This window comes from Citrobacter sp. Marseille-Q3906, assembly GCF_916618775.1.
GTDB classification, from domain to species: Bacteria; Pseudomonadota; Gammaproteobacteria; order Enterobacterales; family Enterobacteriaceae; genus Citrobacter; species Citrobacter murliniae.
In genome coordinates, this window is the sequence record NZ_CAKAKA010000002.1 from 1,855,650 (window position 1) to 1,879,436 (window position 23,787).

The window sequence follows — 23,787 nt, forward strand, 5'->3', positions numbered from 1 at the left end:
CTCTCTTATTGAGGAATCTCGGCTACGCTGCCGGAAGGTGTGTTTTTTCTCTGCGATTGCAGGAGGCTGGCGACGTCCATCTGCTGGTTATGCTGCTGTCCGGCGCCTTTGAGAAGTAGATCTGCGTTGGCCCGAGCATCTGCAGCGCTTTCGTTTTGCGCGCGCTGCATAAGGTCGAGGAAGTCGCGGAATGCGGCTTGCTTATCGAGATCCATGTTGTTGAAGATTTCAGCAATCTTCGCCTGATTGAGTTGGTTAACACTTTCAATTTTGGCAGCATCAACCTGCAGCTGCTGCTGTTTGACCTGCGCGTTGAGCAGATCGGCCTGACCAGTAAGCAGTACGCCTTGCGCCTGTAATTGCTCAGGTGATGGTTGCTGCGGCTGCTGTTGGGCCTCCATAAGCCATTGCTGTTCTTCAGGCGATTCCGGTTTCTTCGCCCCCATAATGATCAGCTGCTTATTGGCGTAGTCGCGCATCATCTCGACGCCTTTACCATCCAGTAACGTGAAGTACTGGAGCAGCAATAGCTGATATTCCGGAGTGCCCTGCGGTGTCTTGCCGAGCAATTCCAGAATCTCTGCGCGGTTCTGCTGCTTCATCGACTGGAAGGATGGGCCAACATCGGTGTAGCACTCATATCGTCCCCGGACGTCGTTCAGGACGGTTGTTTCTCCAGTAGCAAGGTCAACCACCTGTTCCATCAGCTGCACTTCCTTCTCGCTGCCATCTTCAAGCGTGATGGTAACAGTGCGGGGGATGTCGTAGATGTCGTTGACGATGGACTGGTAGATCTCCCCGTCACGGCGCATCGCTGTTGCGAGATTATCCTGGAATACGAACGTCTCCAGATCCGAACGCATGTTAAGCTGATTGACGGTCTCGAAGGCAACCTGACCTCCGTTCACAGCCTCAGCATCCACGCCTAACGTCGCCACCTCTTTCACTGCTGCGGTTGCAGCTTCAAGCATGTAGGCGTTGGCCTGCGGCACTTCCGGATTTTCCATGTAGGCGATGGCGCCCAGCGGCAGATCATTACCGTTTTCATCGGTACGGTTCTGCAGGTAGTACGGGTAGTCGTCGTTGCCGTCATACATGTGTTCGTAGCCGGCGATCTGCTCAGGGTAATACGTTGGCTTTTTGCGCGGCGTACGGGCGACGATGTCAGCGTTGAACGACATGATCATGTTGCGCAGGCGCTGGCCGTCTTTGGTTCCGCGAACGATACCTTCGTACACCTCTTTGCTTTCGACAAAGCCCCACTCACCGAATACCGGTACGATGGGGATATGCTCGCCAGCAATGAGCTGCTTATCCTTCAGAATGTCGGTGCAGGTGATGATGGATTTATACACCCGGCATCGTTCAACCTTACGCTCTGCAACCTTGACCATGCCTCGTTCTGCCAGGTCATCGATAACATTTTTGATATCGCGCTTGTAGTAAGCCACGGGTGCGCCGGTCATCGGATCCTGATAGATGTAGACGGTCTCTTTCTTCCGTTCCACCTCGTAGTATTCAGCGACGTGAATGGTGTCCTGAGTTAACCAGGGGAAAACCCAGTCGTTAGGACTCTGGAAAGATGGCGTAATGTCGCTATCGATGTCGTTGTCTTCTGCGTATTTTTTCCACCCATCACGGCTAAATGAGTGGATCAGAGTGCAGCGCGTCGCATCTGACTTATCCATCTGCTTGCTATTGCTGTCCCATACGACACTTGAGCACGACGAGTGAAGAGGCTCACGCAATACGATCTGGTTATTGCTGGTCGGGTTCTGATCTTCGTATCGGGTGACGCGTCGCCAGTGACCGATACCGCATTCAATCTGCTCCCGGACAGCAATATTCACCGATATCTTCGATGCGTTGTTCTGCATGTCGGTGCGGTACATGCCCATCAGCGTATCTGCTGCGTCAGGGCTTGCGCCATCTTTCGGGCGGTAGAGAACATCAATCGGGTTCTGGCGCATCTCTGCTACCAGCTTACGCACTACCGGGCGCACAACGTCGAACTGGCCTCGGTACTGCAGTGTTGTGTACTGATTAAGCCAGTCATCCCATTGAGAGACTCGGGAGAAGAACAGGTCATTCTTCGCCTCGGTTCTGGCTTCGTCTCCGGCTGTCCAGTCTGCGTCGAACTTGCACAGAATGCTCTCCAGCCTGCTTTCGTTGTCAGCCATTATCGTCCTCTGGAAACTGGTCTAATCGGGGCGGGGATCTTTTTGTCTTTAACAATTCCAATGTCGCCGTATCGCTTAGCAAAGCGGCGCATCATGTAGGCGTATCGGGTAGCATCAAGAAGGTCGTCACGAGTCTTAACAATGCGACCGCGATCATCGCGATGGTAGAAGTTGAACTCCTCGAACCAATCACGCAGACCAGCAAATACCTTGAAGCGTCCGGTACTCATCAGATCGTGCAATTCAAACAGCCCTGGCTCAACCGAACGGGAACCATCAGGCCATTGAGCAGCTTCAGGAAGCATTAAAAAGCCTGCATCACTGTAATATTCTCGCTGCTGAAGACCGCTGCCCTTCTCTGTCTGCAATCCATCCTGGGGCCATGCGGTTGGCACTTTGTTTGCCCATGATTTAGTAGCGCCCCATGCCTCCGCAGGCGATGTTTTGCTGGCCTTCCATGCTTTAGTTACGTAGAAGGTTTCGCTGTCCATATCGATTGCGAGTTGAACGCGGCTTTGCGGGTGATCCCACCCGAAGTCCATCCCATCAATTACCATGTAATGCTTAGGTATCGGGAATGGCTCGCAGGTGATTGCGTCCTCACTGAAATCAAATATGCGTCCGTGACCAAGCATGGGAATACCTTTCGTACGCATGTCGCGCTGATGCGGAGGATATGATTCGAGAAGGGCTTGCTTCGTCTCTTCCGTTAAGTGAGGCGCATCATCCCAGCCAACATTCATGCAGAATTGAGAAGCGGCTGGCGTATCAAGTAGCTGAATTACCAGTTCTGTGCGCCCGTTCTCAGGGGTAAATGTCAGAATTCCACGGCCACCACGACCCTGATCGCCTGTCGCAGTACGAGTTAATACCTGCGGATAGATTGTCTGGTCTTCCGGCTCCTCATCGATATGGAACCAGTCGATATCATCACCCATCAGTGCGTGCTGCCCCTGAGTGTAAGACCAGAACTGAACCTTGCTCAGATCGCCGCTAGCATGCCTGATGTACGCTGAACGCACAGCATTTGGCGTGCCTGTCATCGGCTCTGTTGAGATGATTCGGTCTGGAGGTATCAGGCCGCCAGTGAATTCACCGTTCACTTTCTTCCCGATGATGGCAGCCTGTAGGAGATCTCGGCACTTTTCGCCGGAGTAACCAAGGCACCACATCAAAGGGGCGTGAGTGAATCGATGGCCTTTCCATCCTTCCGGGTACTCACCCAGCAGATGAATGGCGTCGATGTAAGTTGCGGTGTCGGTCTTACCAACGCGGTTTGCGGCAATTAGCGCGCACTGGCGATACTCAGAGGTGGCGGCGATAAACTTACGCTGCCAGGCATAGCGGGTGTCATAATACTTACGATACCGGTATACGCTTTCTCTTCGCTTTTTCTCCTCAAGTATCTTCAGGAGCTCAAGCTTCTCCTCCCGGCTCAGGCTGTGCATTAGTCAACTCCATAAGACGCTTGTCCAGCTCCTCGTCGGTGAGGTCGGTGATGGTTATCTTCTGCTCGTGCTGGATACGATCGCCATAACGCTTTGGCGCCAGTTTTGATGCGTACCACTTGCGGGCGTCAACTCGCAGCCGGGAACGAGCAACGCGCTCGTGGTTAGTTTGCTCGCGACCATCTTCATCGACCATGACATCACCGGCGCTGTCGTCAGCGATCTCAATGATTTCTTCAGCAAGAATCTCGGCCTGAATCTCACGCGCGCGCGCGTACTGTTGCATAAAGTCATCGTGCCTTTGCAGCCAGTACATAACAGTCCTGATTGCTGGCATGCCCGGACGTTTGCAAATAGACCTCAAACTTTCGCCCAACATAAGCAGATTGCAGACGTCTTCTGCTACCTCTGGCATGTAATCAGTCGGGCGACCAATCTTGCTTTCAGTCGCCATAAATCATCCTTACGTTACTGTTACGACCATTGTCGCCGAAACGATAATCAGGCCAAGCGCATCAGTTACTGTGCAGACATAGCTGCCTGCGTCACCTGCCACACCATCAAAGTGAATGGTTGCGCCAGTGATTGCCAGTGGCGTGCCGTTCTTCGCCCATGCATAGGTGTACGATGGGTTGCCGCCTGCCACCACCACGGTTACATCAGCAGGGGTGCCAGTGGTGAGCGCTTTGGTCGTCGGAAGGTTCGTTGTGAATGCGAGCTTCACGCCAGCTTTGTACGGCATGATGAAGCCAGCGCCATTTGTAGCAGAGCCCATATCTACTTTGCTTAGTACAGAAGGCATCGGGATTTCAGTCGCGCCGGTCGGGTCTGCGTCCAGATAGATGCACTGGTCGAGGGCCTCAATTGCGCGATACAGCATCACCCGCTCGTTCTTTGGGTCATCGACCACAGTGAAGAAACTGCCCATTACTTACCCTCCATTGAATGTGTCGATTCGTCCGCCGCTATAGCAATCCATGTTAATCGCTACAGCTACGGCATCATGAGCGTTCTTCCCACAGTGCATGGCCACTCGCGCAATCAATCCGCCCGAACCAATGGCATACGGCGTAACTTGCAGAGAGATGTTCGCTCTTGTATCGCCTTTATCCTTGGTGATGATGTAGGCGCGGCCCGGCCCAATTACTGCAATACAGGAAAACTGGAAGGTGGGAAGAAATTCAGTGGCATAAGTCAGGCCGCCAGAGAGCAAGTCCTGAATCTCCATCTCCGCGCCACAATCACCAGAACAGCCAATGGCAATGATGTTATCTCCATACACTTTCCAGCCTGATTCTGGTGCCGTGTAAATCTTTTGTTCATGCAGCGAGCAGACCACATCGCCTGACGATGATTGCGTGTCTGCGGCAATCGCCTTGCCATCCCATGCGACCGTGGTCATATCACGCTCCGGTAGTGAACAGGTCCAGTGCTTCTTTCGATTTGCGCACAGCTTCAATCGTTCGAGTAGTGACATCTGAATTCGCGCCACCTGCCTGAAAGTGGATTTTGAACAACTCCAGTTTCAATTGGTTAGTGCCGATAAACGAGAAAGCTTCTTCAGCGGCCGCATTCTGGCTCATGACCAGCTTGTAAATTTCTAACTTGAATTTCTGTTCGTCGGTCATGGTATTTAGCTCTGCCATTGTTGGCTCCGGTTGTTGGTATAAGCCATTGTCGAAGCCCCTCACTGAAGAGCTTCTGTAATAACTACAGTAACGGGCTGCACAATGCGCCAGTGCTGCGAGGGTGGGCGCCAAAGATATTGATTTTCTCTCGCACGTCTTCGCTGCACATTCGCTCTACGATTCGCCATTCCGCCTTGTCAGGAAGTGCACTTAGGGATGCGGCACTAACCACATATTCTACCGCCCGCCGAATAGTGCATTTCGTTCTGGACAGGGAGAAGTTGTCGAAAGAGAGAGATGCGATAAACGCCCAGCATCCAGAAAAGAAAGCGGTAATTCGAGGGTAAAACTTAGCCATGCACTACTCCTGTTTGTTGGTTTCCAGCGCCAGGTTATTTCAGGCACTGCGTGTTGATGTATTCCTGCAGATATCCGACCTGATTCGTTACTGTGACGATTCGCTCTCTGAGGGTGAAATAATCCCGTTGAGCGGAGTCTGTAAGTCGGGGGCCGGAAGCATCGACCAGGCTGCCGGTGCTGGTCGCTCCGTTCGCGGGACACTTGGCGTTGACGCGCAACCCACACTTGCCATCGCTAACACAACGCTGCAGATCATCAAGCTGCTTTTTCGCATCAGCTAAGTCCTGTGTGTATTTTGCATCCAGTGCAGCGACATCGTGCTGCCTGATTGTCATGTCAGTAATGGTGGCGTTAGCCAGATTCAGCTCCTGAGTTTTCTCATCGCGCTGCTTCTTGTATTCGGTGGCGTTGTCACGGTAGTGATTAACAGCCCAACCAAGCGATACCAGCAGACAGATAATCACAGCCCATATAGCGGCGGTTACGCGGCTCATTTCTGGCTCCACTCGCAGACTTCACGCTCAACCTCACGGCGGGTGATTAGCCCTTTCCACTGCTGGCCACCGGCATATGTCCAGCGCTGCAATTCTTTGCATGCGCCGGGCAAATCGCCGGAGTTAAGTTTTTTCAGCAGAGTGGATTTACCGAAAGCACCAGACCCGACGTTGTAAGCGAACGAGTACAGCGCGGCGCGGGTGGTTACCGGTATTTTTACCTTGATAAGCGGATCAATCTGGTTGGCGACTTTGTACAGGTCATCATTCAGTAGAGCATCGCATTCTTTGTCTGTGTAGCGGTGACCTCGGCGGATGTCATTGCCTGTGTGTCCATCACATACCGTCCATACACCGGCTACGTCCTGATACGGATAATATCTGCGTCCTTCCAGACCATCAGCATTGCCCAGCATAACAGCGGCAATCGTAATAGCGCCGGATCCGCCAAGAATCGCACCAACCAGTTTATTCCTGAGCGTCGGGTTCATCGTGGCTCCTGCTTCGTCGATTATCTTCGCGGATCTTGAAATAGAGGTTTGTCAGATATGTCAGTACGGCAACGACTATGCCAACGAGTACGCCAATGGCGTTCCACTGCTCAGGACTGTAGGCGTTAAGCATGCCGTTGAGGATGCTACCGGCAGAAGCGCCATAGGCCGCACCAGTGGTTAGTTTTTCCATGCGATACATGCTCTCACCTCGCGTTGTTAGCGGGTGCTGTGTCGTAGTATGGGAAAGGCCGTCAGACACATATGCTACGGGGCATCTGAGTTTGAATGTCTGCGGCCTGCAATAAAAAAGCCCACGGCGAAGTGGGCAAGATGAGGGTAGTGCGTTGAGCTTTCGCTCTTATGGTCCTGGGTAGGTGTGTGGTGGCCGGTGCTGATCTCCGGCTTTGGTGTCATATCGGTTTAAGAGGCTTGTGGCACCGTGACGCTCTCGAAGCGCATCAGCCTGCGCATTCACCACAACGGAAAGAGCACTGACTAGTTCGGTACACGACAAGGCTTCCGAATAAGCGTGTCGCCATCAATGCTCTTACCTGTTGTGTGCTCCGTTTCGTGGAGCCAACGACATAACCTAATCGCGAGTCAGTTATGCACCATGCGCAAGATAACGCCGCCACGATAGCGACGTGTTTTGCTAATGGCTCGCCTGGCTGGATTCGAACCAGCGACCGACTGCTTAGAAGGCAGATGCTCTTTCCTCTGAGCTACAGGCAAATAAAAAGCCCAAGGCGTTAACCTCAGGCTCTGAATTCTTCTATACCGCCAGTGCATACAACATTGGCACAATATCAGATTTACATGAAATATATGCTTTTCAATCCAGTTTTGCAAGACTTACATCTAAATTTGTCGCCTTTTGTTGTGAACGTGATCGCGTTACTTGCAATAAAGCGCTGCTATCAAGACGCATGAATGTGCGTTTCATCTCCAGCCATCGATCGGTAAATGTCTCAGACCAGTTCTTTGGCGTGACGCCAACCAGTTCAGCCAGTTTCTGATATTCGTAAGTTTCGCGCCCTGCAAGTTCTGCTTTCACGTCCTGCGCCGCTAACCAGATAAGGGCCCTCAGCCTATCCAGCGTCTTCCCTGCCACCTTCTTTGTGCCAAGGGAGGATTTAAACTCTGACCACGCCCATTGAGTGATAGAAATCTGATTCTCCCATCGCACATTCTCGCTATAGTTCCAGAGTAACCAGGCTTTCTGATGCTCATCGAGTGACAGCACGGCGCGACGCCATGATGCTGTTGAATACTCCACCGGTTGCACCAATGCGATAGATGAACCTTTCGCTCGTGACTGCTGCCCGGAAATTGGTGGACTGGTTGGATTCATCAGGCGACCGTTAGCCGGATTAACCACCTTCAGACGAGAACGGCTGCGCGGAGTCGATTCAAACATCGCGTTCTCAGCAAACGCTACCAGTTGGCCTTTCGTCGCACCGCTAAGGTCAGCCGTAGCTACAATGAGTTGCTCCCGTACAAACTGCAGGTATTGAGTATTCATGCTGACGGCCCCTTATTGATGTTTGCGCGGTTGATGATTTCACGGCGTAATTCGTTGTTCCGATCGATGCGTTTCTGAAGCTCTGCTGTCTCTCTATCAATCCGGGATATTTCACTTCTTGCGTAAGGAGTCAGCCTGGTAGCACGCTCTACTGACGAGCGCTGATAGTTGTCTATATCGGTGCGGGTCATGCGGCCTCCTGCTGTTTGATGGCGCGAAGTTTAGCCCTGGCGTCGGCGCGGATGCCGTCCAGCTCTTCTCGGGTGTAACGGTGGGTTTCGTTATTGGATTCGAGTGCCTGAACTCTCTCTTCGCCGATCAGCTCAACCAGCGCAGTCCGATAGGCCTCGATATTCCCTGACTTGTGAACGTTACAGGATGGGCACTGGACCCATATATTTTCGTCAGTGAAGCGCAACTGAGGAGCTGCGGCCGTAGTGCGGTAATGCCCAGCGTGCCAGACTGATGCGGTTCTTGTGCCGCAGGATATGCAACCATGTCCGGCAGCCAGAAGTAACTCTCGGCGGTAATCATTAACGACACGCTGAGTCATGCGCACCCAATGACTGAGGGGTTTTAAACTCGCCTTTCTTACCTTCAACTCACGGCGTTCCTGCTGCGCTTCCTGTTTGCGCTTGCGGTCTGATTCCAGCTTCTTCTTGGCGATTATTTGCTGGCTGTATTCGTAGCCATGCTCAGGACAGCACCACCAGATGTTGTCGTAGGTAGCGGTGAATTTGGTTTTGCAGATTTTGCAGCTGCGGCGGGTAGGTTTACGCATGGGAACCTCCAAATCGGGAAGCCCATTCCATAGCAAGGCGGGATTCATCGCCCCAACGGACATTACGCTCTGCGCCAAAGGCGTGGATCAGTTCGATAAGGTCGCGCATCTGGCCGACTGTCATCTTGCTGGTTGACTGCCCCAGCACCACGAAGCCATCACCGGTCAGGTTAGGCACCACCTCCTGCTTAATAAGCGCAGCGGTGAAGATATGCTTCCATGATTCGGATGAGAGCTTTCGCCCATGCCATTCAACCTGGCTGCTGACGTCGCCCAAAACTGCCCAAAGCTTGGAGTTCTGGTCAATGGACCGGGTCATCTCTTTTATCTCGATGACGACCGGTCGTTTCTCGTCGAGCTGCAGCTGGTTAATCGCGCTGATGGCATTAGCGCGGATGTTGGTGTTGCGAAGGAGGAATTGCTGTTTCATACGCCACCTCCGAGAGGTAACGCAGAATTCAGAAAATCGCAGGTGCATTGCTGCATCTGTGACAGGTGGTATGAGGTACTCTTTGTGTTTAGCATCTAATTTCCCAATCAGATGCAGAGGTCACAGCCGGGCGTTCAACTCCGACTGCGACGTAATTATAACACTAATTTTGATGGTGGGTAATGTTGCTTGACATTGCGCTCTGTCATTTTACTTTGGTATGTTTTCGCAAAGATGACGCCACCGGATCAATGCCTCCTCTCTGTTTCTTTCCAGGAATTTCTTTGCGCATTCCTTGTTGCAAAATCGATAAAATTTCCATTGATTCCAGAATGAAGGGTATGACTTCATGAGCACTATGAGCCTCTTCCTTCCGCAAAATTCGCACAAGCAAAATAGCATCACTTCACCTCCTGCGCCGTTTTGATGATTGCAGCCAGGCACTTATTGCACGGAACCTGCAATGAACCCTGCTCAATGCTCAACAGTGCATGCTGAGCATCCTGAAACAGCCAGTCTGAAAATTGTGGCGCATGTCCGCACCACGTCTCTATTTCATGCTTTGCAAGTTTAACTCCGTCACGGTAGTCATATTTGATAATGTGCTTACTCACGGATTCACCTCCTGATGCGGTGCTGCTGGTAATTCCCAGTACATCCAGTGTGTGACCGTGGCCTTGTCGTCGTTGTGGCAATCATCAATTCGTGGTCCGCCTTCCCAGTCAAAGAAGTAAAAAAATCCATTCGACCCAAGATATCCTTCATCCACATAATGGGCACAGTCTTCTTTTGCTCTTCTCCCATAAAGCGCAAGTTTCTTGCCAACATACGGCATCCGATCGCTTACCGGAATCCAACCATCCGGAGTTACCGGAGAGTTGCCAGCCTGAAGCATGGCGGAGCGGCAGGCATTCCATCCTCCTCGATAAGTATCATCGAAGTTGTCTTCCATCATGAATCGACGCCTGTACTCTTCTCGGGTTAGTTCGGCTGGAATAAATCTAAGCGCTGGTTGGGCGGTGATGCTGGCAAAGGCAGCACGCAAACCGGTCTTAATATCCTCTACCTCATCAGCGCCTAAGGATGAATCAGATAGTGCGTGATGGAATGCGTAAGCCATATCGTCGTTGACTGCCATAGGCTCAGCATCAAATGCCGCAATAGCCACATCAATCACCTTCACAGCATCAGCCATTGCGTAGCCGAGATTACCGCCGTCGCTTTGTGCTGCTGCTTTGCTGAGTATTTCGCGTATCTGGTGCAGGCGATCGAGTGATACAGGACCGTGCGCCGGGTGGTTAGTTGTCATGCTGCGGTTCCTTCTGTCTTGTTAACGATTACGCCGTCGTAAACCTCTTTAAGATGCCCACGTAAATCCATGCGTCGGAGAGCGCTAAACATGTAATCGCATTCGGCCTGTTTGTTAGCCTGAAATGGTTTGCTATCCCGGTTAACCCACAGGCCGTTACCAGGCCACCCGTGCACCTTCTTAACCCGACCTTTAATGACGTGAAGTAATCCCCATCCTGACGGCAGGTCTTCAACATTCACAATTCCCGGCTCGCTAATCATGAAGCGCCAATCTCCCATGCCCTTCTCTGGCTCAATCCGGAAAGGCTTCTTACGGTCTGCTAACAGGTCAGAGCGAGAGCATTTAGCCTCAATCAGGCAGCTAGCACCGTTGCGAAATCCGATAGCATCAGCCTGTTCGCCGTAGGGTGTCCATGCACGGAATCGGTCATGAAACGCTACTTTGAAGCCGTTATTTTGCAGAAACCGGCAGGCTATTTGGCAGAGTTCATCGTGCGTTAATGGTATTAAGTCCATCTCACTCCCCCTTCACGCCAATGCCAGCAGCGCGGATTGCGTCGTAGCACTTCTGCCACATTCGATTCTCGAATCCGGCGTTAATATCAATTTGCGAATCAGTGCCCTTATCATGCTCTTTTGGTGGCAGAGTCACCGTCCGCGCCTCCAGTTCTGCTATGCGCTTCTCTGCAGCTTCCGCTCTGGACAGCAGCTTATTGACACGCTCAATGCTCATGTCGATAACCTTGTCTTTGTCCTGACGCAGAGTGTCGATTAGCCTATCTGCTGCTTCCAGCTCATCCAGCAGCGCCAGAACGGTGGCGGGGTTAGCTGCGGCGATGAATTTGGCGTCTGGCCTATGCAGCGCAAGACCATAGTCGCTAGCCAGCTGCTCTTCATTCCACCAGGTTTCACCTTCCTCTAAGATGGCCTTCTCTGCTGCTTCACGTAATGCGCGTTTGTCGATGTTGCTCATTGGGCGGCCTCCTGTACTGGCATCAGTGCTTCACGCACGCATGGTTTGTAGTAGTGATGAAAGGCAAAGGTCAGACCTAGCTTTGTCGGGCGGTCGTGCCTGCTTAGTAACCCGAGGCGTAAGCAAATAGTTGTTGCCGTATAACCAGAGTGATATCCGGCAGCTCGCTTGAGCACGGTCTCAGCCAGAATAGTGCGGAAGTCTTCACGCCCGAAGTTGGTCCCTTCGAATGCTGCATTGACCACTTCATCGGTCAGATGTGAATCGTCAACAATGATCATGACTGCACTCCTTTGCGAAGTTGGGCGGCGAACTCTTCGAGAGCCTTTGAAGCTGCGTAAGCTCCTGCTGTGCGCTGCTCTGCGTCTTCATAGCTGATGCCGTTCGACTCCATAACACAGTCAGTGTCAAACACCACATCGAGTGATTTAAGTGCATCTGTGATTGCACTGGCCCGCACTTCAGCTAGGAAAGCGTCGGTGGCCGGGGTTTTATTTTCGGCCTGAAGCCACTGGTTGTAGTGATAATCAAACATTCCAGTTGGGTGCCCGCATCCACCGTGGGTGTGGTTTTTCATGGCGTCACCACACATGCAGTAGTCATTGTCTGCATTGTTGATAATCTGAATGAGTTGCTGCATTCTCTCGCTGGTTTTATCGCTCTCCGCCGCCAGCACCCTGCACTTGCTCTCGGCGTTAGCGAGCTGTACTGACATGCCTGTGAACTTTTTATCCATACCTTCTCGCCCTGCTTGCCACCAATGCCACCATTGGTTTAATGGCTGCATAACGTTCATACTGTCGAAAGCGTGGTCGTACCCACCCCCCATGCGGGCCTGTTTAATAATTGATACTGGAAGCTTTAATTCTTGCCCCGCTTCATATTCAAATTCTTCACGGTTACTCATAATCCTACCCTCATAAAAAAGGCCCGCTGATTTGCGAGCCTGTTAAACCAATTTGCATTCATAGGGATAAATTTCAAGAATGGAATCACCCCACTTGCATTCGTAATATTCAACATCGACATCAGAATAAATGATGTCTTTAACATCCAGCTGAGAGCCATTCATTGGATGATCAATCCTGTCGCTGAAATCAGACGTCATCTCAACTTTCACCATTTCCTCCGGGCATAAAAAAGGCCGACTATCACGGCCACGCTTGCAGATAGCTCTGCTATGTAGGCTTCAGTCATGCTCGTCTCAGTGATTTCATTGCTTGATAATGTCGAATGCGGGTACGAGATTGGACACGTAAGCGCCGTGATTGCAGACGTATTCCTGTTTACTGTCCGGCCCCTCAACCCACAAATCACGGTCACAAAGTGGGGTGAATTGCCCGGCTTCACGGCACTGGTTATTTTCAAAGAATCCCAGCGTAAAGCGGTAAACTTCTAACGTGTATTCCAAAACCTCAATCCCTCTCCAGTTATCGTCACGAGTCCATCTAATTACGTCACCTGCTTTTGGCTCATTCATGCTCGCTTCACTCCGAATGTTTTAACCAGTGCCGACTCCATGCGACCTACACAGGCGCGGATACGTGCTATCTCTGTCTCTGGAAACATGCTGGATGCCATCTGCTCCAGTGCGCCTTTAAGTGGCTTGCTATCAACCTTTTCGATACGTGCCAGCGCAAATGCTTTTAGCGACTGCTTAATACTGCGACCGTCTACGCGAGCACATGCCCGGCATAGTTCAGCGTGGAGGATGGTTTCGGGGAATTCCGGGTACTCAGCTTCGATAATTTCTCGCGTGTTACGTGCTTCTTTCATGCTCCAGTTCTCCCGTAAATCATCATCAGCCGCTTGCGTGCGTCGCTCTGCATGAACTCCGCTACAACACCGTTATTCTCCGGGTTGTATGGGGTAAACATCTTCGGATCGTCACTATTGGTTTTATCTTTCTTGATAACGCCTTTTGCTACCTGGCTACTCTGGTTAGCATCAACGGCACGCTGCCTGATGGCCTCGCCGCCGCCATTCTTCAGCCATTGCTGGAACGCCTTTTCGCCGGGGAATACGCCAATACCAGGAACGCTGCGCAATCTGCCCATGAAACGAAGCTCTTTCGCCTCTTCGTAGTAGCGGTTGCGACTGATGCCGACTTCCTTGTAAATCAGATCGACCTTGGCTGGCTGGTTAGCTGATACGTAATCAAGAATGCGTTGCTTTACGCTATCCATCTCACACCGCCCCGTTAGCTTTGTTGCGCTTGTATTTAGCCAGCAGAAGCTGAGCTGGAGTTGGGCCGAGATCTGCCGATGGCGCCGCAATAGCTCTACGAACAGGGGGGATCGGCTTGCCATCGATAACTCGCCTTTCCCACATGTCCAGCAAGTCACTGGCTTCACGTCCAAGCTCGCTATGCGTTAACTGGCGTTCGGTGCTGCGGTGGCGAAGCTCTACGCAGACGTGATACATGACCGGCTGAGACCATGGGAATTGCTCACTGGATGTGAACTCGAATGAACGGTTGCGCCAGTCCCAGTATTCGGCGATCACGTTTTCCACCGTGATATTCAGTACCCCACCGCTCTGTTTGCACCATGCAACGAACTGACCAGGCGATGGCAGGAACGGTCGCTCCTGGCGACGTGCCACTCGCATTCCGGCATCAACCTGCTCCAGTGAGTGGATCCCGTTCTCCTGAAATGCTAGCAACCACTGTCGGCGGAACTCATTCACATCCTCCTGGCTGCGAAAGTTAGCCATGCTTGCCGGGAACGCTGCTCTAAGCTCGCTGAATAGCTTGTTGAATATCTGAGCCACCTGTTCAACCGGCGCGCGCTCCTGGTACTGTTCAGGAAGGTTATGAGCTACACGGCCCATCTGCTCGCGGTCGAAGTTGTGCATCTGCTCTGCAATAGATTTCATGGCATCACCCTATAGGCCCAGTCAGTGTTGTTGAAGTCCAGATCCGGTTTGCTGCCGCTTTTCTCGGCTTTTCCAGCTAGTTGCTTGTTGCGCTTGATGTCGAGTTGAGTCCATTTTTCCCGCAGTGTTGACGGGCACAGGACATTCCCCTTCCAGAAGTCGTCATCGCATGCCCATCTGAACAGCACGGCTATATCCTTGTGAGTGCGATTGTCACGTTCTCGCATCAGTCGAATATCATTGGCCCATGCTGCATAGTTCGGTTTTCTGGCAGACGAAGAGATGCTTTGCACGACATCGAAGAGCCACTCTGCACAGCGAAGGTCTTCTGAGGTTCCCCACTTGGCACCACTTTGAATTGCAGCATCAGGTTTCAAGACAGGAAGTTTCTTTCCGTGTCTGTCAGAGGATTCGTCAGAATTCTCGGACGTAGAGTTTTTAATGTTTTTATTATTGTTATTACCTTCTTTTTCATGTTGTGCGGGTGAATGTGCGGCTTCATGTGGGGGTACAACTTTTAAACCCCCGCCATTACTGGCTTCGCCATGTGCGGCCTCATGTGCGGCTTCATGTGCGGGTAAATCGTCTATTTTTTGAGCGTATTCACCGTAATTTGTGATAGTTATCACACGGCCCTTTTGCTTCTCTCCGTCAATGGAAATCATCCCCTCCCTGACAAAAACCTGAAGCATTCGCTCAACCTGATCCCGGCTGGCGTGATTTCCTTTCCTGTCACAAAGTTGCAGCCCTAAATCAGCCGCTGTCACAACCAGTTGTCCGGGTTGCAGATGCCATTGCTTACCCTTGAATGAGGCTGTAAACGGCTTTCTGGCTGCGTTGAGAAGCAGGTTGTCCCACAGAGTTCTTAGGTAAACATCTTTGGACCATGACTGCTTTAGAACGCTCCGGTACAACGGGACGTAACCAGTTTTCTGGTTGTCCATCCTGTTGCTCCTGAGTTGACCCGGTGGTGAGCCGGGAAAGTTGTATACTGTGGCGAGAACTGCCATAATTACTCCTGTGAATTGATCCAGTTATTCGGCTAGAATTTCATGGTGATTTGATCTGAATCCTCGGTGACAGCCGGGGATTTTTTCTTTGTGAGTACCGCAGCTACTTCTCTTGCCAACCGCGCCATATCGTCATCAACGACACCCCACTCCAGAACTGCCAGCAGCATTGCCATCTTCGGCAGCCACGTTTCTTTCCAGCGGGTAATCTGTGCCTTATCGACGCCGATCTCTTTAGCTACGTTGTTGCCACCTTTCATGGCGATACGGTTAAGCAACCAGGACTCAATGCGACGGGCATTGACCTTGTTGCGGTTAATTGAGTTTTCCATTTGTTAATTTCCTAGAGTGTTGAAATAGTTAAATAGGCCAATGCGCAGACACGCATAGCCTTTAAGACTTGTTGTTTTGAATCGCCCTTTTTCAGGGCTTAGATGTGATAAGAGCGGATGTTGCTTAGGCTGCCATATACCGATGCGGGTAGAGAATCTGCATCTCTGAGATCTTCCCTTCGAAGAACTTGGACAACTTTTCAGCTGTCTCCAGAGATGTAACCTGCATACCGCGTTCAATTCGGCTCAGGTTGCCTACATCAATTTCTGTCATTTTGGAAACTTCAGAAATTGTCAGACCTTTCTCTACGCGCATTTTTCTAAGTGGTGTACACATATTGCACCTCCATAATGCGTTAGACGCATATTAATCCATCCGCAAATTTTGCGCAAGGCGCTTTGCGAAGGACGCATAAATGTTTTCTAATGAAGATATGAAAGTAGGTGAAAAGATAAGACTTCTTAGGAAGAAAAATAAATACACATTGAATGAGATGGCGCTTCTTGTAGATAGCGACGTCGGTAACCTTTCACGCCTTGAGCGTGGGATTCAAGGGTATAGTGATCAGCTCCTAAGAAAAATAGCGAAAGCTCTCGATGTTCCTGTAGCTGTACTATTCTCTTCCGATGACGATGAAAATACTGTAGATTCATACAGTATAGATTCCCTAAACAGTCGAGAGGAAAAGGATGTGTATAGGGTTGATGTTCTTAACGTTTCCGCCAGCGCAGGCAATGGCTCGCCATCAAAAGATATTGTGGAAGTTGTCCGATCAATTGAGTATGACGTTGACCAGGCTAAGTCTATATTTGGCAGCATCCCTCAAAAATCGGTGAAGCTTATCAACGTTCGCGGCGATAGCATGCAAGGAACCATTGAGCCAGGCGATTTGATTTTTGTGGATATCAGAGTCAATTACTTCGATGGCGATGGTATTTACGTTTTTGATTTCAACGGTGACACTTTCGTCAAGCGGCTTCAAAAAGTTAAAAATGATCTGTTCGTTATCTCGGACAATCCAAAGTATAGAGAGTGGAGCATAAGCCCTGAAGAGGCTGCGATGCTTCATGTGTCTGGTAGGGTAATGCTAAGCCAGTCGCAGCAGTTCCGCAGACACGGTTAACACATAATCGCATACCAACAACCCGCTACGGCGGGTTTTTTTTGTGCCTTAAGCAATATCTGTAAATTTTTTTATTCCTTTTGAATCATACGCATAAATTAATTTAAAGCGTAAATCTCCTTTTTGCTATAAATATGCGCTTGACGCATTTGCGTATAACGCATACATTAAACCCATCAGCAGGATGCACTACTCACCAGGACGGTGAAGCTCTTAAAAATCTGGCCCTGAAGAAGGGCAGCATTCAAAGCAGAAAGCTTTGGGGTGTAGTTGAAACAAAGACCAAGTGAATAAGCGCACCAGGCTAACGCCACGTGACGCCCAATCGATAGCTGTTAGAAGCATCTTGGAAATTCCTAATCAACTGCACCACCAAAGCTAACTGACAGGAGATTCACAATGGATGCACAAGCACGACGCCGCGAACGCCGCGCAGAGAAACAGGCTGAATGGAAAGCTGCAAATCCCCTGTTAGTTGGGATAAGCGCTAAGCCAGATAACCGCCCTGTTCTGTCGCTGACTCGCAAGCCGAAATCACGCGTAGAAAGCGCTGTGAACCCGATTGATTTAACGGTGCTGGCTGAGTATCGGGAAGAGATGGAAAAACGCGCTGAAGATGTTGAGCGCAAGAATCATCGCACCTGGTACAAAGATGCGAACCCGTTCGGAAACAAAATCCATGCGGTGCAGAAATCCCGCGGCAAATCGACGCCGCTGATTTAATCGGTTACGGCGCGTTAATTAACTTATGAGGTGAGGCAATGGCAAAGGTAGTGCAGAAATTCAAAGAAGGCGATGAGGTGATTTGGTCCAGCCAGGCAGGCGGAAGACTTAAGGAAAAGGTTGGTGAAGTGGTAGAGGTTTTGCCGGCAGGGAAAAGCATTCTTAAATCCCGATTCAGACATGATCTGGATGCATCGACCTTACCGCGCGATGAAGAAAGCTACATCGTATGCGTTGGGCCAAAGCCCGGTTCGCGCGCAAAACCTAAATACTACTGGCCGAGAGTGTCGGCGCTTTCACTGAACAAATAGGTCGCTACGGCGGCCTTTTTATTAGCTCACGAGACAAGAGGGTAAGGCGATGGCAAAGCACCTACAGGTAACAATGCCAGATGGAAGTAAGTGGGCCGTTCCGGTTGAAGTAATTGCAATGAACCGAGCGGTTTATTATTCGAAGAATGACGGCGTTTCTTTAGAAGACAGCCTGAATAATGACACCAACCCGCTGTTCGAGTCGGACGCGTTTGAAATCGAAGACTGGGCAGCCAATAACATGAACTGGAGTGATGTTGAGCACCTGTAAGGGTGAGATTGACTTCGATGACGGCTGGGCTAATGGCGATAAAGATGTAATCGACATTTAGTCAGCACTACTCCACAGACCCGCTCCGGCGGGTTTTTTATTGCTGATACCACAGCGCCTTCACGAGGGTGCTCTGTTATCACGGCGGCTATCCACCGCTTACCAATGTGCAGCGATGAAAATTGCATGCAGAGGTCTTTACGTTCAGCGGCGCGGCTTAAGCGCGGAGATGATTATGAAACACACCATGAAGGTTTATAAAAAATCGGCAGAGCATTCAGCTTATCTTTCGGCTCGCTTCGACAGAAAAAAGACGGGAAACTCATTCGAGTGGGCTGGGCACCGATGGGCGTACGAAACCACCAGTTTTGACGATTCCGGTGATTACGACCTTCTTTATCGCTTTGATGACAAGCCATACCCGGAGGATGTTTCAGTAACTGTTGCATCTGACGACATGACTCTGCGCGATTACTTCGCGGCCAAGGCTATGCAGGCAATGATTAGCAATCCATCGATTATCGATAATGATTCTGATGGCGCTGTTAATTATGCAGCAAGCGCTGCATATAAGTTTGCCGACGCAATGCTCCGCGCCCGGGAGGCATCATGACAGTCACCCACAACGGCAAGCAGTACCACGCATCAAAAATCAACGACAACGACTGGCAACTCTCATCAGTCGATAAACCTCGCGAGAAAATCACAATGAACCGCTGGCAGATGGATTTAGCCGGGTTATTGCAGCGGGTGGAGGGTAAATCATGATTAATCACGACATGCTTCGTGCAGCTCAGAACAAAGCGCTAATCGCAAGATTCATAGGTGATTCGGTGATGTGGATGTCGGCCTACAACGATATGAAGGCGGCAATTGGTTTTCCGTGGCACAGGAAATGATTATGGACCCTTTATCTCAATGGCTAGTAAGTGGTGAATATCTTCCTGATTTCATGCGTGACTTTCACGACCAGAAAGATGTGTTCAAAGCCATGCATAACACCATTAAAAACGCAGACGAAAATGGCAGCCCGCGTGATGGTCATATCTATGTGGTTGATACCTTTCTTTGGTATATGGCTCGCTGCGGATACACACTGCAAAAATCACGGAAAAACGTCACATTCAAAGATATGCAAGCTGATATTGACCGCTTCAAAAGAGAAATGACCGACGCCTTCTCCAAGATGATATCTGATAAGTAAATACTAAATTCCACCCATTCCCCCTACTCGTCCGGCTATCGCAGACGGGAAGCGCACAACCAAATTTAAGGAGAGACCATGAATGAAGTAACGGATTTAGTCGTTATCGAAAAATCGAGCTCAATGGCTGTATTCACCAATAACGAGCAACTCGATCCCATCATTGAAAAAATCGAGAAAGAAGCTCGCAGCCTGGTACCGGATGTATCCACCAAGAAAGGTCGTGATGCTATCGCGTCAATGGCTCACAAGGTCGCACGTTCAAAAACATACATCGACAACGCCGGTAAAGACCTTGTAGCAGAACTGAAAGCATTGCCAAAGCAGATTGATGAAAGTCGCCGCATTGTTCGTGAACGTCTGGACGCGCTGAAAGATGAGGTTCGCCGACCGCTAACCGAGTGGGAAGCCGAGCAGGAACGTATTGCAGCAGAAAAAGCTGCCGAAGAAGAGCGTCTGCGTATTGAAGCAGAGGAAAAGGCAGCACTCGAAGCACTCAAAAAACAGATAGAAGCCGATCACGAAATGGCGCTGCTGATGAACGACGCATTCGACCGTGAACTGGCAGAGAAGAAAGCGGAAGCGGAACGCCAGCGCATTGCTCATGAAGAAGAGTTGAAGCGTCAGGCATCAGAACAGGCCAAGCGCGAAGCCGAAGAGAAAGCAGCAGTTGATCTGGCGGCGGCGAAGAAACGCGAAGAGGATGCTATTGCAGCAAAAGCTCAGGCTGAGTTACTGGCTAAGCAAGCGAAGGAGCGCGCAGAGCAGGAAGCAAAAGACGCCGCAGCGAAAGCTGAAGCAGACAAGCAAGCAGCCATTGCCGCCGAACAGCGTAAAGCCCAGGAAGAGGCAGATCGAATTAAGCGTGAAGCTGAAGCGAAAGAAGCTGCCCGACTGGCAGAAGAGAAACGTATCGCTGATGAGAAGGCAAAGCGTGAAGCTGACGTGAAGCACCGCAAGGCGATTGGTGCAGACATCGTTAAGTCGCTCACCGAAAACTCCAGCATAACCCGCGAGCAAGCCATCGAAGTGCTGACGGCTCTAATGAATGGCCTAGTCCCACACACCAATATTAATTACTGAGGTTGATCATGGCAGCGTACCACGTTCAAGACCGTATCGAGGCGCAGAACTGGACGCGCCATTATCAGCAAATAGCCAGAGAAGAGCGTGAATCTGAACTGGCTGGTGACTTTGAGAAAGGATTACCGCAGAGCAAGCTGGAGTCGCTGTGCGTTGACGAACTGCAACGACGCGGAGCCAGTAAGAAGGCCATTTCAAAGGCGTTCGATGATGACGTCGAGTTTCAGGAAAAGGCCGCCGAATTTATTCGCTACATGGCAGAGACAATTGCTCGCTACCAAACAGATATCGAACAAGGTGAATTTGATGAAACCAGGTGTATATAAGGGAATTAGCAACTCGGATTATCATGCTGATCCTGCTATCGGTTCAACGTCAGTAAAATCAATCAGTATTAGTCCTGCAAACCTTTACTTCAACCCATTCAAGGGCAGTAAGTCAGCCCACATTGGAAGCGCCATTCATGCCGCACTGCTCGAGCCTGATTTGTTCAGGAAAGACTACACGCTGATGGCTGATGTGACCTCTAGAGCGTCAAAGGAATATAAGGTTGAGGTCTCATGCACTAACCCGGAATACATACTGGTTGGCAGTGAAGTTGAAACAGTAACCAGGATGCTCGAATCGTCGCGGATGAATGACGACTTCATGGATTACCTGGCAGCACCCGGCGCATCTGAGATTTCTATGTTCGCCACCTGTCCGGAAACTGGACTGGATTTAAAATGTCGATTTGACCGTCTGGCAGATAATATTCCATACCCACTTGATGTTAAGAGTTGTCGTGACGCAACTGAGCGCGGGTTCAGCAACGCATTTGGACAATATCGCTATCACATTCAGGCGGCCTTCTATCTATACGTTCTCAAGCTGGCAGCCGGCATAGAACGCAATCAGTTTGCATTCTTCGCCATTGAGAACACCGCGCCATATCGGAACTGCATGTACTACATCGGTGAGGAGTCATTAGATCTCGGTCGCCAGCAGATGTTTGCAGCGCTCTGGAAAATAAAAGAATGCATGGAAGATGACGACCTGAAATATGAAGGGATCGTCCTTCCTTCCAACGAAATTAATGTTCCGGCCTATCTGCTGGATGAAGAATATGACGACGAGGTAATTCTCTGATGGATCTCTCACGCACAATTATCCCTAAATCAGACCAGATAAACTTTGAAGATGTTCAGAGTCAGAGTATCACAGCTGCCATCAAAGCTGTGCGGGCTGGAAACTCTGAGCAGCCAGTATTCATCGACCTTGAGGGTTATGACGGACGGCCTTACAAGCCATCTAAATCAATGCGCCGCGTGTTAATTGGCGGCTGGGGCGCTGATGGTCATTCGTGGGTTGGTCGATCTCTTACGCTAGTTGGCGACCCTTCTGTCAGATTCGGCGGAGTTGCAGTTGGCGGAATAAAGATCTCTGCAATGAGTGACGTTGAGGCTGATTTCTCAATGATGCTTTCGGTATCTCGCGGGAAGCGGCAGGAGCACCGCGTAAGAAAACTAGAAGTGACCAAAAAAATAACCGACCCGCAGTCAATCCTTGCATGGTTTAGCGAAAACGCGATCAGCGCTGATTTGAATTCGCTTGAGGCAACCTACGACAGAGCAAAAACGGCGCTTTCTCCCCATCCTGAGCAAGAGAAAAAGCTCGACGAGGTTTATATGGATCGCAAAAAGGAACTGGCAGGTGACTAATGAGCGAACTTTGGCAACCGTGGGAAAACCTGTTCCTGCATGACGTCTGCAAAACAATGCCACTGCACATTATCGCCGAAAAGCTTGAGCGCACGGAACGCGCCATAGTAACTCAGGCATCGCGTATTGGTGCACCACTACCATCTCGAATGACCGGCAGAGCATGGACGCCAGCCGAGATTCATCTCTTTGGTCGGTTCTCAGAGGAAGAGATAGCCACAGCAACCGGTCGTTCCATTTACTCAGTCAGAAGCAAGCGTGACGCACTGGCCCGCTCCGGAGGATTAACTATGCGTGAATGGACTGCATGTGAATTGGCTGCACTGATGCGCTACACCAACGCAGAAGTAACAGAGATTACCGGTCGGAGTATCGAAGAGGTCGGAGATAAGAGGTTGTCTGTGAATATTGAGCGGAATGGATGGGGTGTAAGAAATCCTGAACGGGAGGATTCATGACCGATTACACCGGAAGCAACACGCCAGCGGATCAGCGTGATTTATGGCGCACACCGCCGGCACTGTTCACTGCGCTGGATGCTGAATTCTGCTTTCAACTGGACGCGGCCGCCGCGCCGCACAATACGCTGTGCCGAAAGTTCATCACCGCCGAGAAGAACACGCTGGAAACGCCGTGGACTGATTACCTCACAATTCCCGGCTATGCCTGGCTAAACCCACCATATAGCGACATCACGCCATTCGTGAAGAAATCCGCAGCGGAGAGCAAGAACCAGATCGGCACCGTCATGCTGGTTCCGGCTGATACGTCCGTCGGCTGGTTCCGTGAGGCTATCCAGACCGCCAGCGAGGTTCGCTTCATCACCGCCGGTCGACTGGCATTCATCAACCCGGTCACAGGTAAGCCGGTAAGCGGCAACAACAAAGGGTCGATGCTCATCATCTGGCATCCGTACCCGCGTACACACTGCCACTTCGCAACTGTGGAGCGGGACGAATTAATGACTTTCGGAGCGAAACTTCTCGCTCGACGGGGGGGGGCTGCATGACACCAGAGCAAAACAACGTAGTGAGAGCACAGGGACGTAAATGCGTGGCAGAGATTCAGCAGGCACTGAAATGCAGGCCTAAGCCGAAATGGAATGCAGTAGTGCCGCCGATCCTCAAGAAGCATCACCAGAAAATTGCGCCGCTTGGTATCAGCCTGGTGGCATTCGTTAGCAGCATCGGTCGGATGACGGGCCGGTACGGAGTGGAATCATGAGCAACATTACCGATGAGGAAATTATTGAAATACTTGAAGGTCACGGGCGATGTATGACGTACGTCGTAGCCAACATCCTTCGTCGTGTTTATTTCCCCCTCGATGCGGCATACGTACTGCGCAGACTGAAGAAGCTGGAAGCAGCAGGAAAAGTTCAGAGAGTGAAAAGCAGTTACGCAGTCCAGATTTGCTGGTCAATTCCAGGCAAGACGCGAACATGACGCTAACCAAGCGAATCACAAGGTCGCTATGTCGGCCTTTTTATTTTCTCGCGTTCACCTTCAACCGAATTAACCGACAGTTCATG

General features: G+C 50.8%; 42 protein-coding genes and 1 tRNA gene. 15 read left to right on the plus strand and 28 right to left on the minus strand.

The window, feature by feature from the left end:
- Positions 1-5 precede the first annotated feature (5 nt).
- The 28 genes from LG384_RS12960 to LG384_RS13100 form a co-directional block, all read right to left on the minus strand.
- Positions 6-2,180, minus strand: a complete 2,175-nt coding sequence (locus tag LG384_RS12960) for a portal protein (protein WP_225761020.1) — start codon at positions 2,178-2,180, stop codon at positions 6-8.
- The gene (locus tag LG384_RS12965) at positions 2,180-3,628 is read right to left on the minus strand and encodes a terminase large subunit domain-containing protein (protein WP_225761021.1); all 1,449 of its coding nucleotides are present in this window, start codon (positions 3,626-3,628) and stop codon (positions 2,180-2,182) included. Before LG384_RS12965 ends, LG384_RS12960 begins: the two co-directional genes overlap by 1 nt.
- Positions 3,597-4,082, minus strand: coding sequence for a DNA packaging protein (locus LG384_RS12970; RefSeq protein ID WP_225761022.1), 486 nt, complete (start codon positions 4,080-4,082; stop codon positions 3,597-3,599). The genes LG384_RS12965 and LG384_RS12970 overlap by 32 nt, the downstream gene beginning before the upstream one ends.
- Positions 4,083-4,091: 9 nt before the next feature.
- Positions 4,092-4,556, minus strand: a complete 465-nt coding sequence (locus LG384_RS12975; protein WP_225761023.1) for a hypothetical protein — start codon at positions 4,554-4,556, stop codon at positions 4,092-4,094.
- A gap of 3 nt (positions 4,557-4,559) precedes the next feature.
- A complete protein-coding gene (locus tag LG384_RS12980) occupies positions 4,560-5,030 on the minus strand; it encodes a hypothetical protein (protein WP_225761024.1) in 471 nt (156 codons plus the stop codon).
- A 1-nt stretch (position 5,031) separates the two neighbouring features.
- Positions 5,032-5,274 carry a DUF2560 family protein gene (locus LG384_RS12985; RefSeq protein ID WP_225761025.1) on the minus strand — a complete coding sequence of 81 codons (243 nt, stop codon included), beginning with the start codon at positions 5,272-5,274 and terminating at the stop codon, positions 5,032-5,034.
- Positions 5,275-5,338: 64 nt separating this feature from the next.
- Positions 5,339-5,614, minus strand: coding sequence for a hypothetical protein (locus LG384_RS12990; protein ID WP_225761026.1), 276 nt, complete (start codon positions 5,612-5,614; stop codon positions 5,339-5,341).
- A 34-nt stretch (positions 5,615-5,648) separates the two neighbouring features.
- On the minus strand, positions 5,649-6,110 hold the full coding sequence (locus LG384_RS13000) for a lysis protein (protein WP_255642530.1): 462 nt from the start codon (positions 6,108-6,110) through the stop codon (positions 5,649-5,651).
- Complete coding sequence (locus tag LG384_RS13005) at positions 6,107-6,601, minus strand: lysozyme (protein ID WP_225761027.1); 495 nt, start codon at positions 6,599-6,601, stop codon at positions 6,107-6,109. The genes LG384_RS13000 and LG384_RS13005 overlap by 4 nt, the downstream gene beginning before the upstream one ends.
- Complete coding sequence (locus tag LG384_RS13010) at positions 6,579-6,803, minus strand: class II holin family protein (RefSeq protein ID WP_137399302.1); 225 nt, start codon at positions 6,801-6,803, stop codon at positions 6,579-6,581. The genes LG384_RS13005 and LG384_RS13010 overlap by 23 nt, the downstream gene beginning before the upstream one ends.
- Before the next feature lie 457 nt (positions 6,804-7,260).
- Positions 7,261-7,336: transfer RNA gene (locus tag LG384_RS13015), tRNA-Arg, on the minus strand.
- Between the two features lie 100 nt (positions 7,337-7,436).
- Positions 7,437-8,126: a bacteriophage antitermination protein Q gene (locus LG384_RS13020; protein ID WP_225761028.1), complete on the minus strand. Its 690-nt coding sequence runs from the start codon at positions 8,124-8,126 to the stop codon at positions 7,437-7,439.
- A complete protein-coding gene (locus LG384_RS13025) occupies positions 8,123-8,317 on the minus strand; it encodes a hypothetical protein (protein ID WP_117343709.1) in 195 nt (64 codons plus the stop codon). Before LG384_RS13025 ends, LG384_RS13020 begins: the two co-directional genes overlap by 4 nt.
- Positions 8,314-8,907: a recombination protein NinG gene (locus tag LG384_RS13030; protein ID WP_225761029.1), complete on the minus strand. Its 594-nt coding sequence runs from the start codon at positions 8,905-8,907 to the stop codon at positions 8,314-8,316. Before LG384_RS13030 ends, LG384_RS13025 begins: the two co-directional genes overlap by 4 nt.
- Positions 8,900-9,337 (minus strand): recombination protein NinB, encoded by a 438-nt coding sequence (locus tag LG384_RS13035; RefSeq protein ID WP_225761030.1) that lies wholly within the window; start codon positions 9,335-9,337, stop codon positions 8,900-8,902. Before LG384_RS13035 ends, LG384_RS13030 begins: the two co-directional genes overlap by 8 nt.
- A 401-nt stretch (positions 9,338-9,738) precedes the next feature.
- Positions 9,739-9,951 carry a hypothetical protein gene (locus tag LG384_RS13040; protein ID WP_225761031.1) on the minus strand — a complete coding sequence of 71 codons (213 nt, stop codon included), beginning with the start codon at positions 9,949-9,951 and terminating at the stop codon, positions 9,739-9,741.
- Positions 9,948-10,646, minus strand: a complete 699-nt coding sequence (locus LG384_RS13045; protein ID WP_225761032.1) for a DUF551 domain-containing protein — start codon at positions 10,644-10,646, stop codon at positions 9,948-9,950. The genes LG384_RS13040 and LG384_RS13045 overlap by 4 nt, the downstream gene beginning before the upstream one ends.
- Complete coding sequence (locus LG384_RS13050) at positions 10,643-11,155, minus strand: hypothetical protein (protein WP_094168769.1); 513 nt, start codon at positions 11,153-11,155, stop codon at positions 10,643-10,645. Before LG384_RS13050 ends, LG384_RS13045 begins: the two co-directional genes overlap by 4 nt.
- Positions 11,156-11,165: 10 nt before the next feature.
- On the minus strand, positions 11,166-11,621 hold the full coding sequence (locus tag LG384_RS13055) for an ead/Ea22-like family protein (protein ID WP_225761033.1): 456 nt from the start codon (positions 11,619-11,621) through the stop codon (positions 11,166-11,168).
- Complete coding sequence (locus tag LG384_RS13060) at positions 11,618-11,902, minus strand: hypothetical protein (protein WP_225761034.1); 285 nt, start codon at positions 11,900-11,902, stop codon at positions 11,618-11,620. The genes LG384_RS13055 and LG384_RS13060 overlap by 4 nt, the downstream gene beginning before the upstream one ends.
- On the minus strand, positions 11,899-12,528 hold the full coding sequence (locus tag LG384_RS13065; RefSeq protein ID WP_225761035.1) for a hypothetical protein: 630 nt from the start codon (positions 12,526-12,528) through the stop codon (positions 11,899-11,901). Before LG384_RS13065 ends, LG384_RS13060 begins: the two co-directional genes overlap by 4 nt.
- Positions 12,529-12,834: 306 nt before the next feature.
- The gene (locus tag LG384_RS13070) at positions 12,835-13,032 is read right to left on the minus strand and encodes a hypothetical protein (protein WP_225761036.1); all 198 of its coding nucleotides are present in this window, start codon (positions 13,030-13,032) and stop codon (positions 12,835-12,837) included.
- A 65-nt stretch (positions 13,033-13,097) separates the two neighbouring features.
- Positions 13,098-13,397: a hypothetical protein gene (locus tag LG384_RS13075; RefSeq protein ID WP_049040441.1), complete on the minus strand. Its 300-nt coding sequence runs from the start codon at positions 13,395-13,397 to the stop codon at positions 13,098-13,100.
- Entirely contained in the window at positions 13,394-13,807 is a 414-nt protein-coding gene (locus tag LG384_RS13080) for a hypothetical protein (RefSeq protein WP_182269443.1), read from the minus strand. Before LG384_RS13080 ends, LG384_RS13075 begins: the two co-directional genes overlap by 4 nt.
- Position 13,808: 1 nt before the next feature.
- Positions 13,809-14,498, minus strand: a complete 690-nt coding sequence (locus tag LG384_RS13085; RefSeq protein WP_182269442.1) for a replication protein P — start codon at positions 14,496-14,498, stop codon at positions 13,809-13,811.
- Positions 14,495-15,442 carry a replication protein gene (locus LG384_RS13090; RefSeq protein ID WP_225761037.1) on the minus strand — a complete coding sequence of 316 codons (948 nt, stop codon included), beginning with the start codon at positions 15,440-15,442 and terminating at the stop codon, positions 14,495-14,497. The genes LG384_RS13085 and LG384_RS13090 overlap by 4 nt, the downstream gene beginning before the upstream one ends.
- 98 nt (positions 15,443-15,540) lie before the next feature.
- Positions 15,541-15,840, minus strand: coding sequence for a CII family transcriptional regulator (locus tag LG384_RS13095; protein ID WP_225761038.1), 300 nt, complete (start codon positions 15,838-15,840; stop codon positions 15,541-15,543).
- Between the two features lie 124 nt (positions 15,841-15,964).
- Positions 15,965-16,177 (minus strand): helix-turn-helix transcriptional regulator, encoded by a 213-nt coding sequence (locus tag LG384_RS13100; RefSeq protein ID WP_048224852.1) that lies wholly within the window; start codon positions 16,175-16,177, stop codon positions 15,965-15,967.
- Positions 16,178-16,274: 97 nt separating this feature from the next.
- Here LG384_RS13100 and LG384_RS13105 point away from each other — a divergent pair, with 97 nt between their 5' ends.
- The 15 genes from LG384_RS13105 to LG384_RS13180 all read left to right on the plus strand — a co-directional run bounded on the left by LG384_RS13105 (position 16,275) and on the right by LG384_RS13180 (position 23,701).
- Positions 16,275-16,964, plus strand: coding sequence for an XRE family transcriptional regulator (locus LG384_RS13105; RefSeq protein WP_370637151.1), 690 nt, complete (start codon positions 16,275-16,277; stop codon positions 16,962-16,964).
- A gap of 399 nt (positions 16,965-17,363) precedes the next feature.
- Positions 17,364-17,687, plus strand: a complete 324-nt coding sequence (locus LG384_RS13110; RefSeq protein WP_225761040.1) for an antitermination protein N — start codon at positions 17,364-17,366, stop codon at positions 17,685-17,687.
- A 38-nt stretch (positions 17,688-17,725) separates the two neighbouring features.
- Positions 17,726-17,998 carry a hypothetical protein gene (locus LG384_RS13115; protein ID WP_225761041.1) on the plus strand — a complete coding sequence of 91 codons (273 nt, stop codon included), beginning with the start codon at positions 17,726-17,728 and terminating at the stop codon, positions 17,996-17,998.
- A gap of 49 nt (positions 17,999-18,047) precedes the next feature.
- Positions 18,048-18,269, plus strand: a complete 222-nt coding sequence (locus tag LG384_RS13120; protein WP_225761042.1) for a hypothetical protein — start codon at positions 18,048-18,050, stop codon at positions 18,267-18,269.
- 235 nt (positions 18,270-18,504) lie between these two features.
- Complete coding sequence (locus LG384_RS13125; RefSeq protein WP_225761043.1) at positions 18,505-18,882, plus strand: hypothetical protein; 378 nt, start codon at positions 18,505-18,507, stop codon at positions 18,880-18,882.
- Positions 18,879-19,037, plus strand: a complete 159-nt coding sequence (locus tag LG384_RS13130) for a hypothetical protein (protein WP_225761044.1) — start codon at positions 18,879-18,881, stop codon at positions 19,035-19,037. Before LG384_RS13125 ends, LG384_RS13130 begins: the two co-directional genes overlap by 4 nt.
- A 133-nt stretch (positions 19,038-19,170) precedes the next feature.
- On the plus strand, positions 19,171-19,473 hold the full coding sequence (locus LG384_RS13140; protein ID WP_225761046.1) for a hypothetical protein: 303 nt from the start codon (positions 19,171-19,173) through the stop codon (positions 19,471-19,473).
- Between the two features lie 78 nt (positions 19,474-19,551).
- On the plus strand, positions 19,552-20,556 hold the full coding sequence (locus LG384_RS13145) for a hypothetical protein (RefSeq protein ID WP_225761047.1): 1,005 nt from the start codon (positions 19,552-19,554) through the stop codon (positions 20,554-20,556).
- Between the two features lie 8 nt (positions 20,557-20,564).
- On the plus strand, positions 20,565-20,882 hold the full coding sequence (locus LG384_RS13150; protein WP_225761048.1) for a host-nuclease inhibitor Gam family protein: 318 nt from the start codon (positions 20,565-20,567) through the stop codon (positions 20,880-20,882).
- Positions 20,863-21,684, plus strand: coding sequence for a PD-(D/E)XK nuclease-like domain-containing protein (locus tag LG384_RS13155; RefSeq protein ID WP_225761049.1), 822 nt, complete (start codon positions 20,863-20,865; stop codon positions 21,682-21,684). The genes LG384_RS13150 and LG384_RS13155 overlap by 20 nt, the downstream gene beginning before the upstream one ends.
- Positions 21,684-22,256, plus strand: a complete 573-nt coding sequence (locus LG384_RS13160) for a hypothetical protein (RefSeq protein ID WP_225761050.1) — start codon at positions 21,684-21,686, stop codon at positions 22,254-22,256. Before LG384_RS13155 ends, LG384_RS13160 begins: the two co-directional genes overlap by 1 nt.
- Positions 22,256-22,714 carry a hypothetical protein gene (locus LG384_RS13165; RefSeq protein WP_225761315.1) on the plus strand — a complete coding sequence of 153 codons (459 nt, stop codon included), beginning with the start codon at positions 22,256-22,258 and terminating at the stop codon, positions 22,712-22,714. The genes LG384_RS13160 and LG384_RS13165 overlap by 1 nt, the downstream gene beginning before the upstream one ends.
- Positions 22,711-23,265: a phage N-6-adenine-methyltransferase gene (locus tag LG384_RS13170; protein ID WP_225761051.1), complete on the plus strand. Its 555-nt coding sequence runs from the start codon at positions 22,711-22,713 to the stop codon at positions 23,263-23,265. The genes LG384_RS13165 and LG384_RS13170 overlap by 4 nt, the downstream gene beginning before the upstream one ends.
- Complete coding sequence (locus LG384_RS13175; protein ID WP_225761052.1) at positions 23,262-23,480, plus strand: hypothetical protein; 219 nt, start codon at positions 23,262-23,264, stop codon at positions 23,478-23,480. The genes LG384_RS13170 and LG384_RS13175 overlap by 4 nt, the downstream gene beginning before the upstream one ends.
- The gene (locus LG384_RS13180; protein WP_225761053.1) at positions 23,477-23,701 is read left to right on the plus strand and encodes a hypothetical protein; all 225 of its coding nucleotides are present in this window, start codon (positions 23,477-23,479) and stop codon (positions 23,699-23,701) included. The genes LG384_RS13175 and LG384_RS13180 overlap by 4 nt, the downstream gene beginning before the upstream one ends.
- Positions 23,702-23,787: the final 86 nt, after the last annotated feature.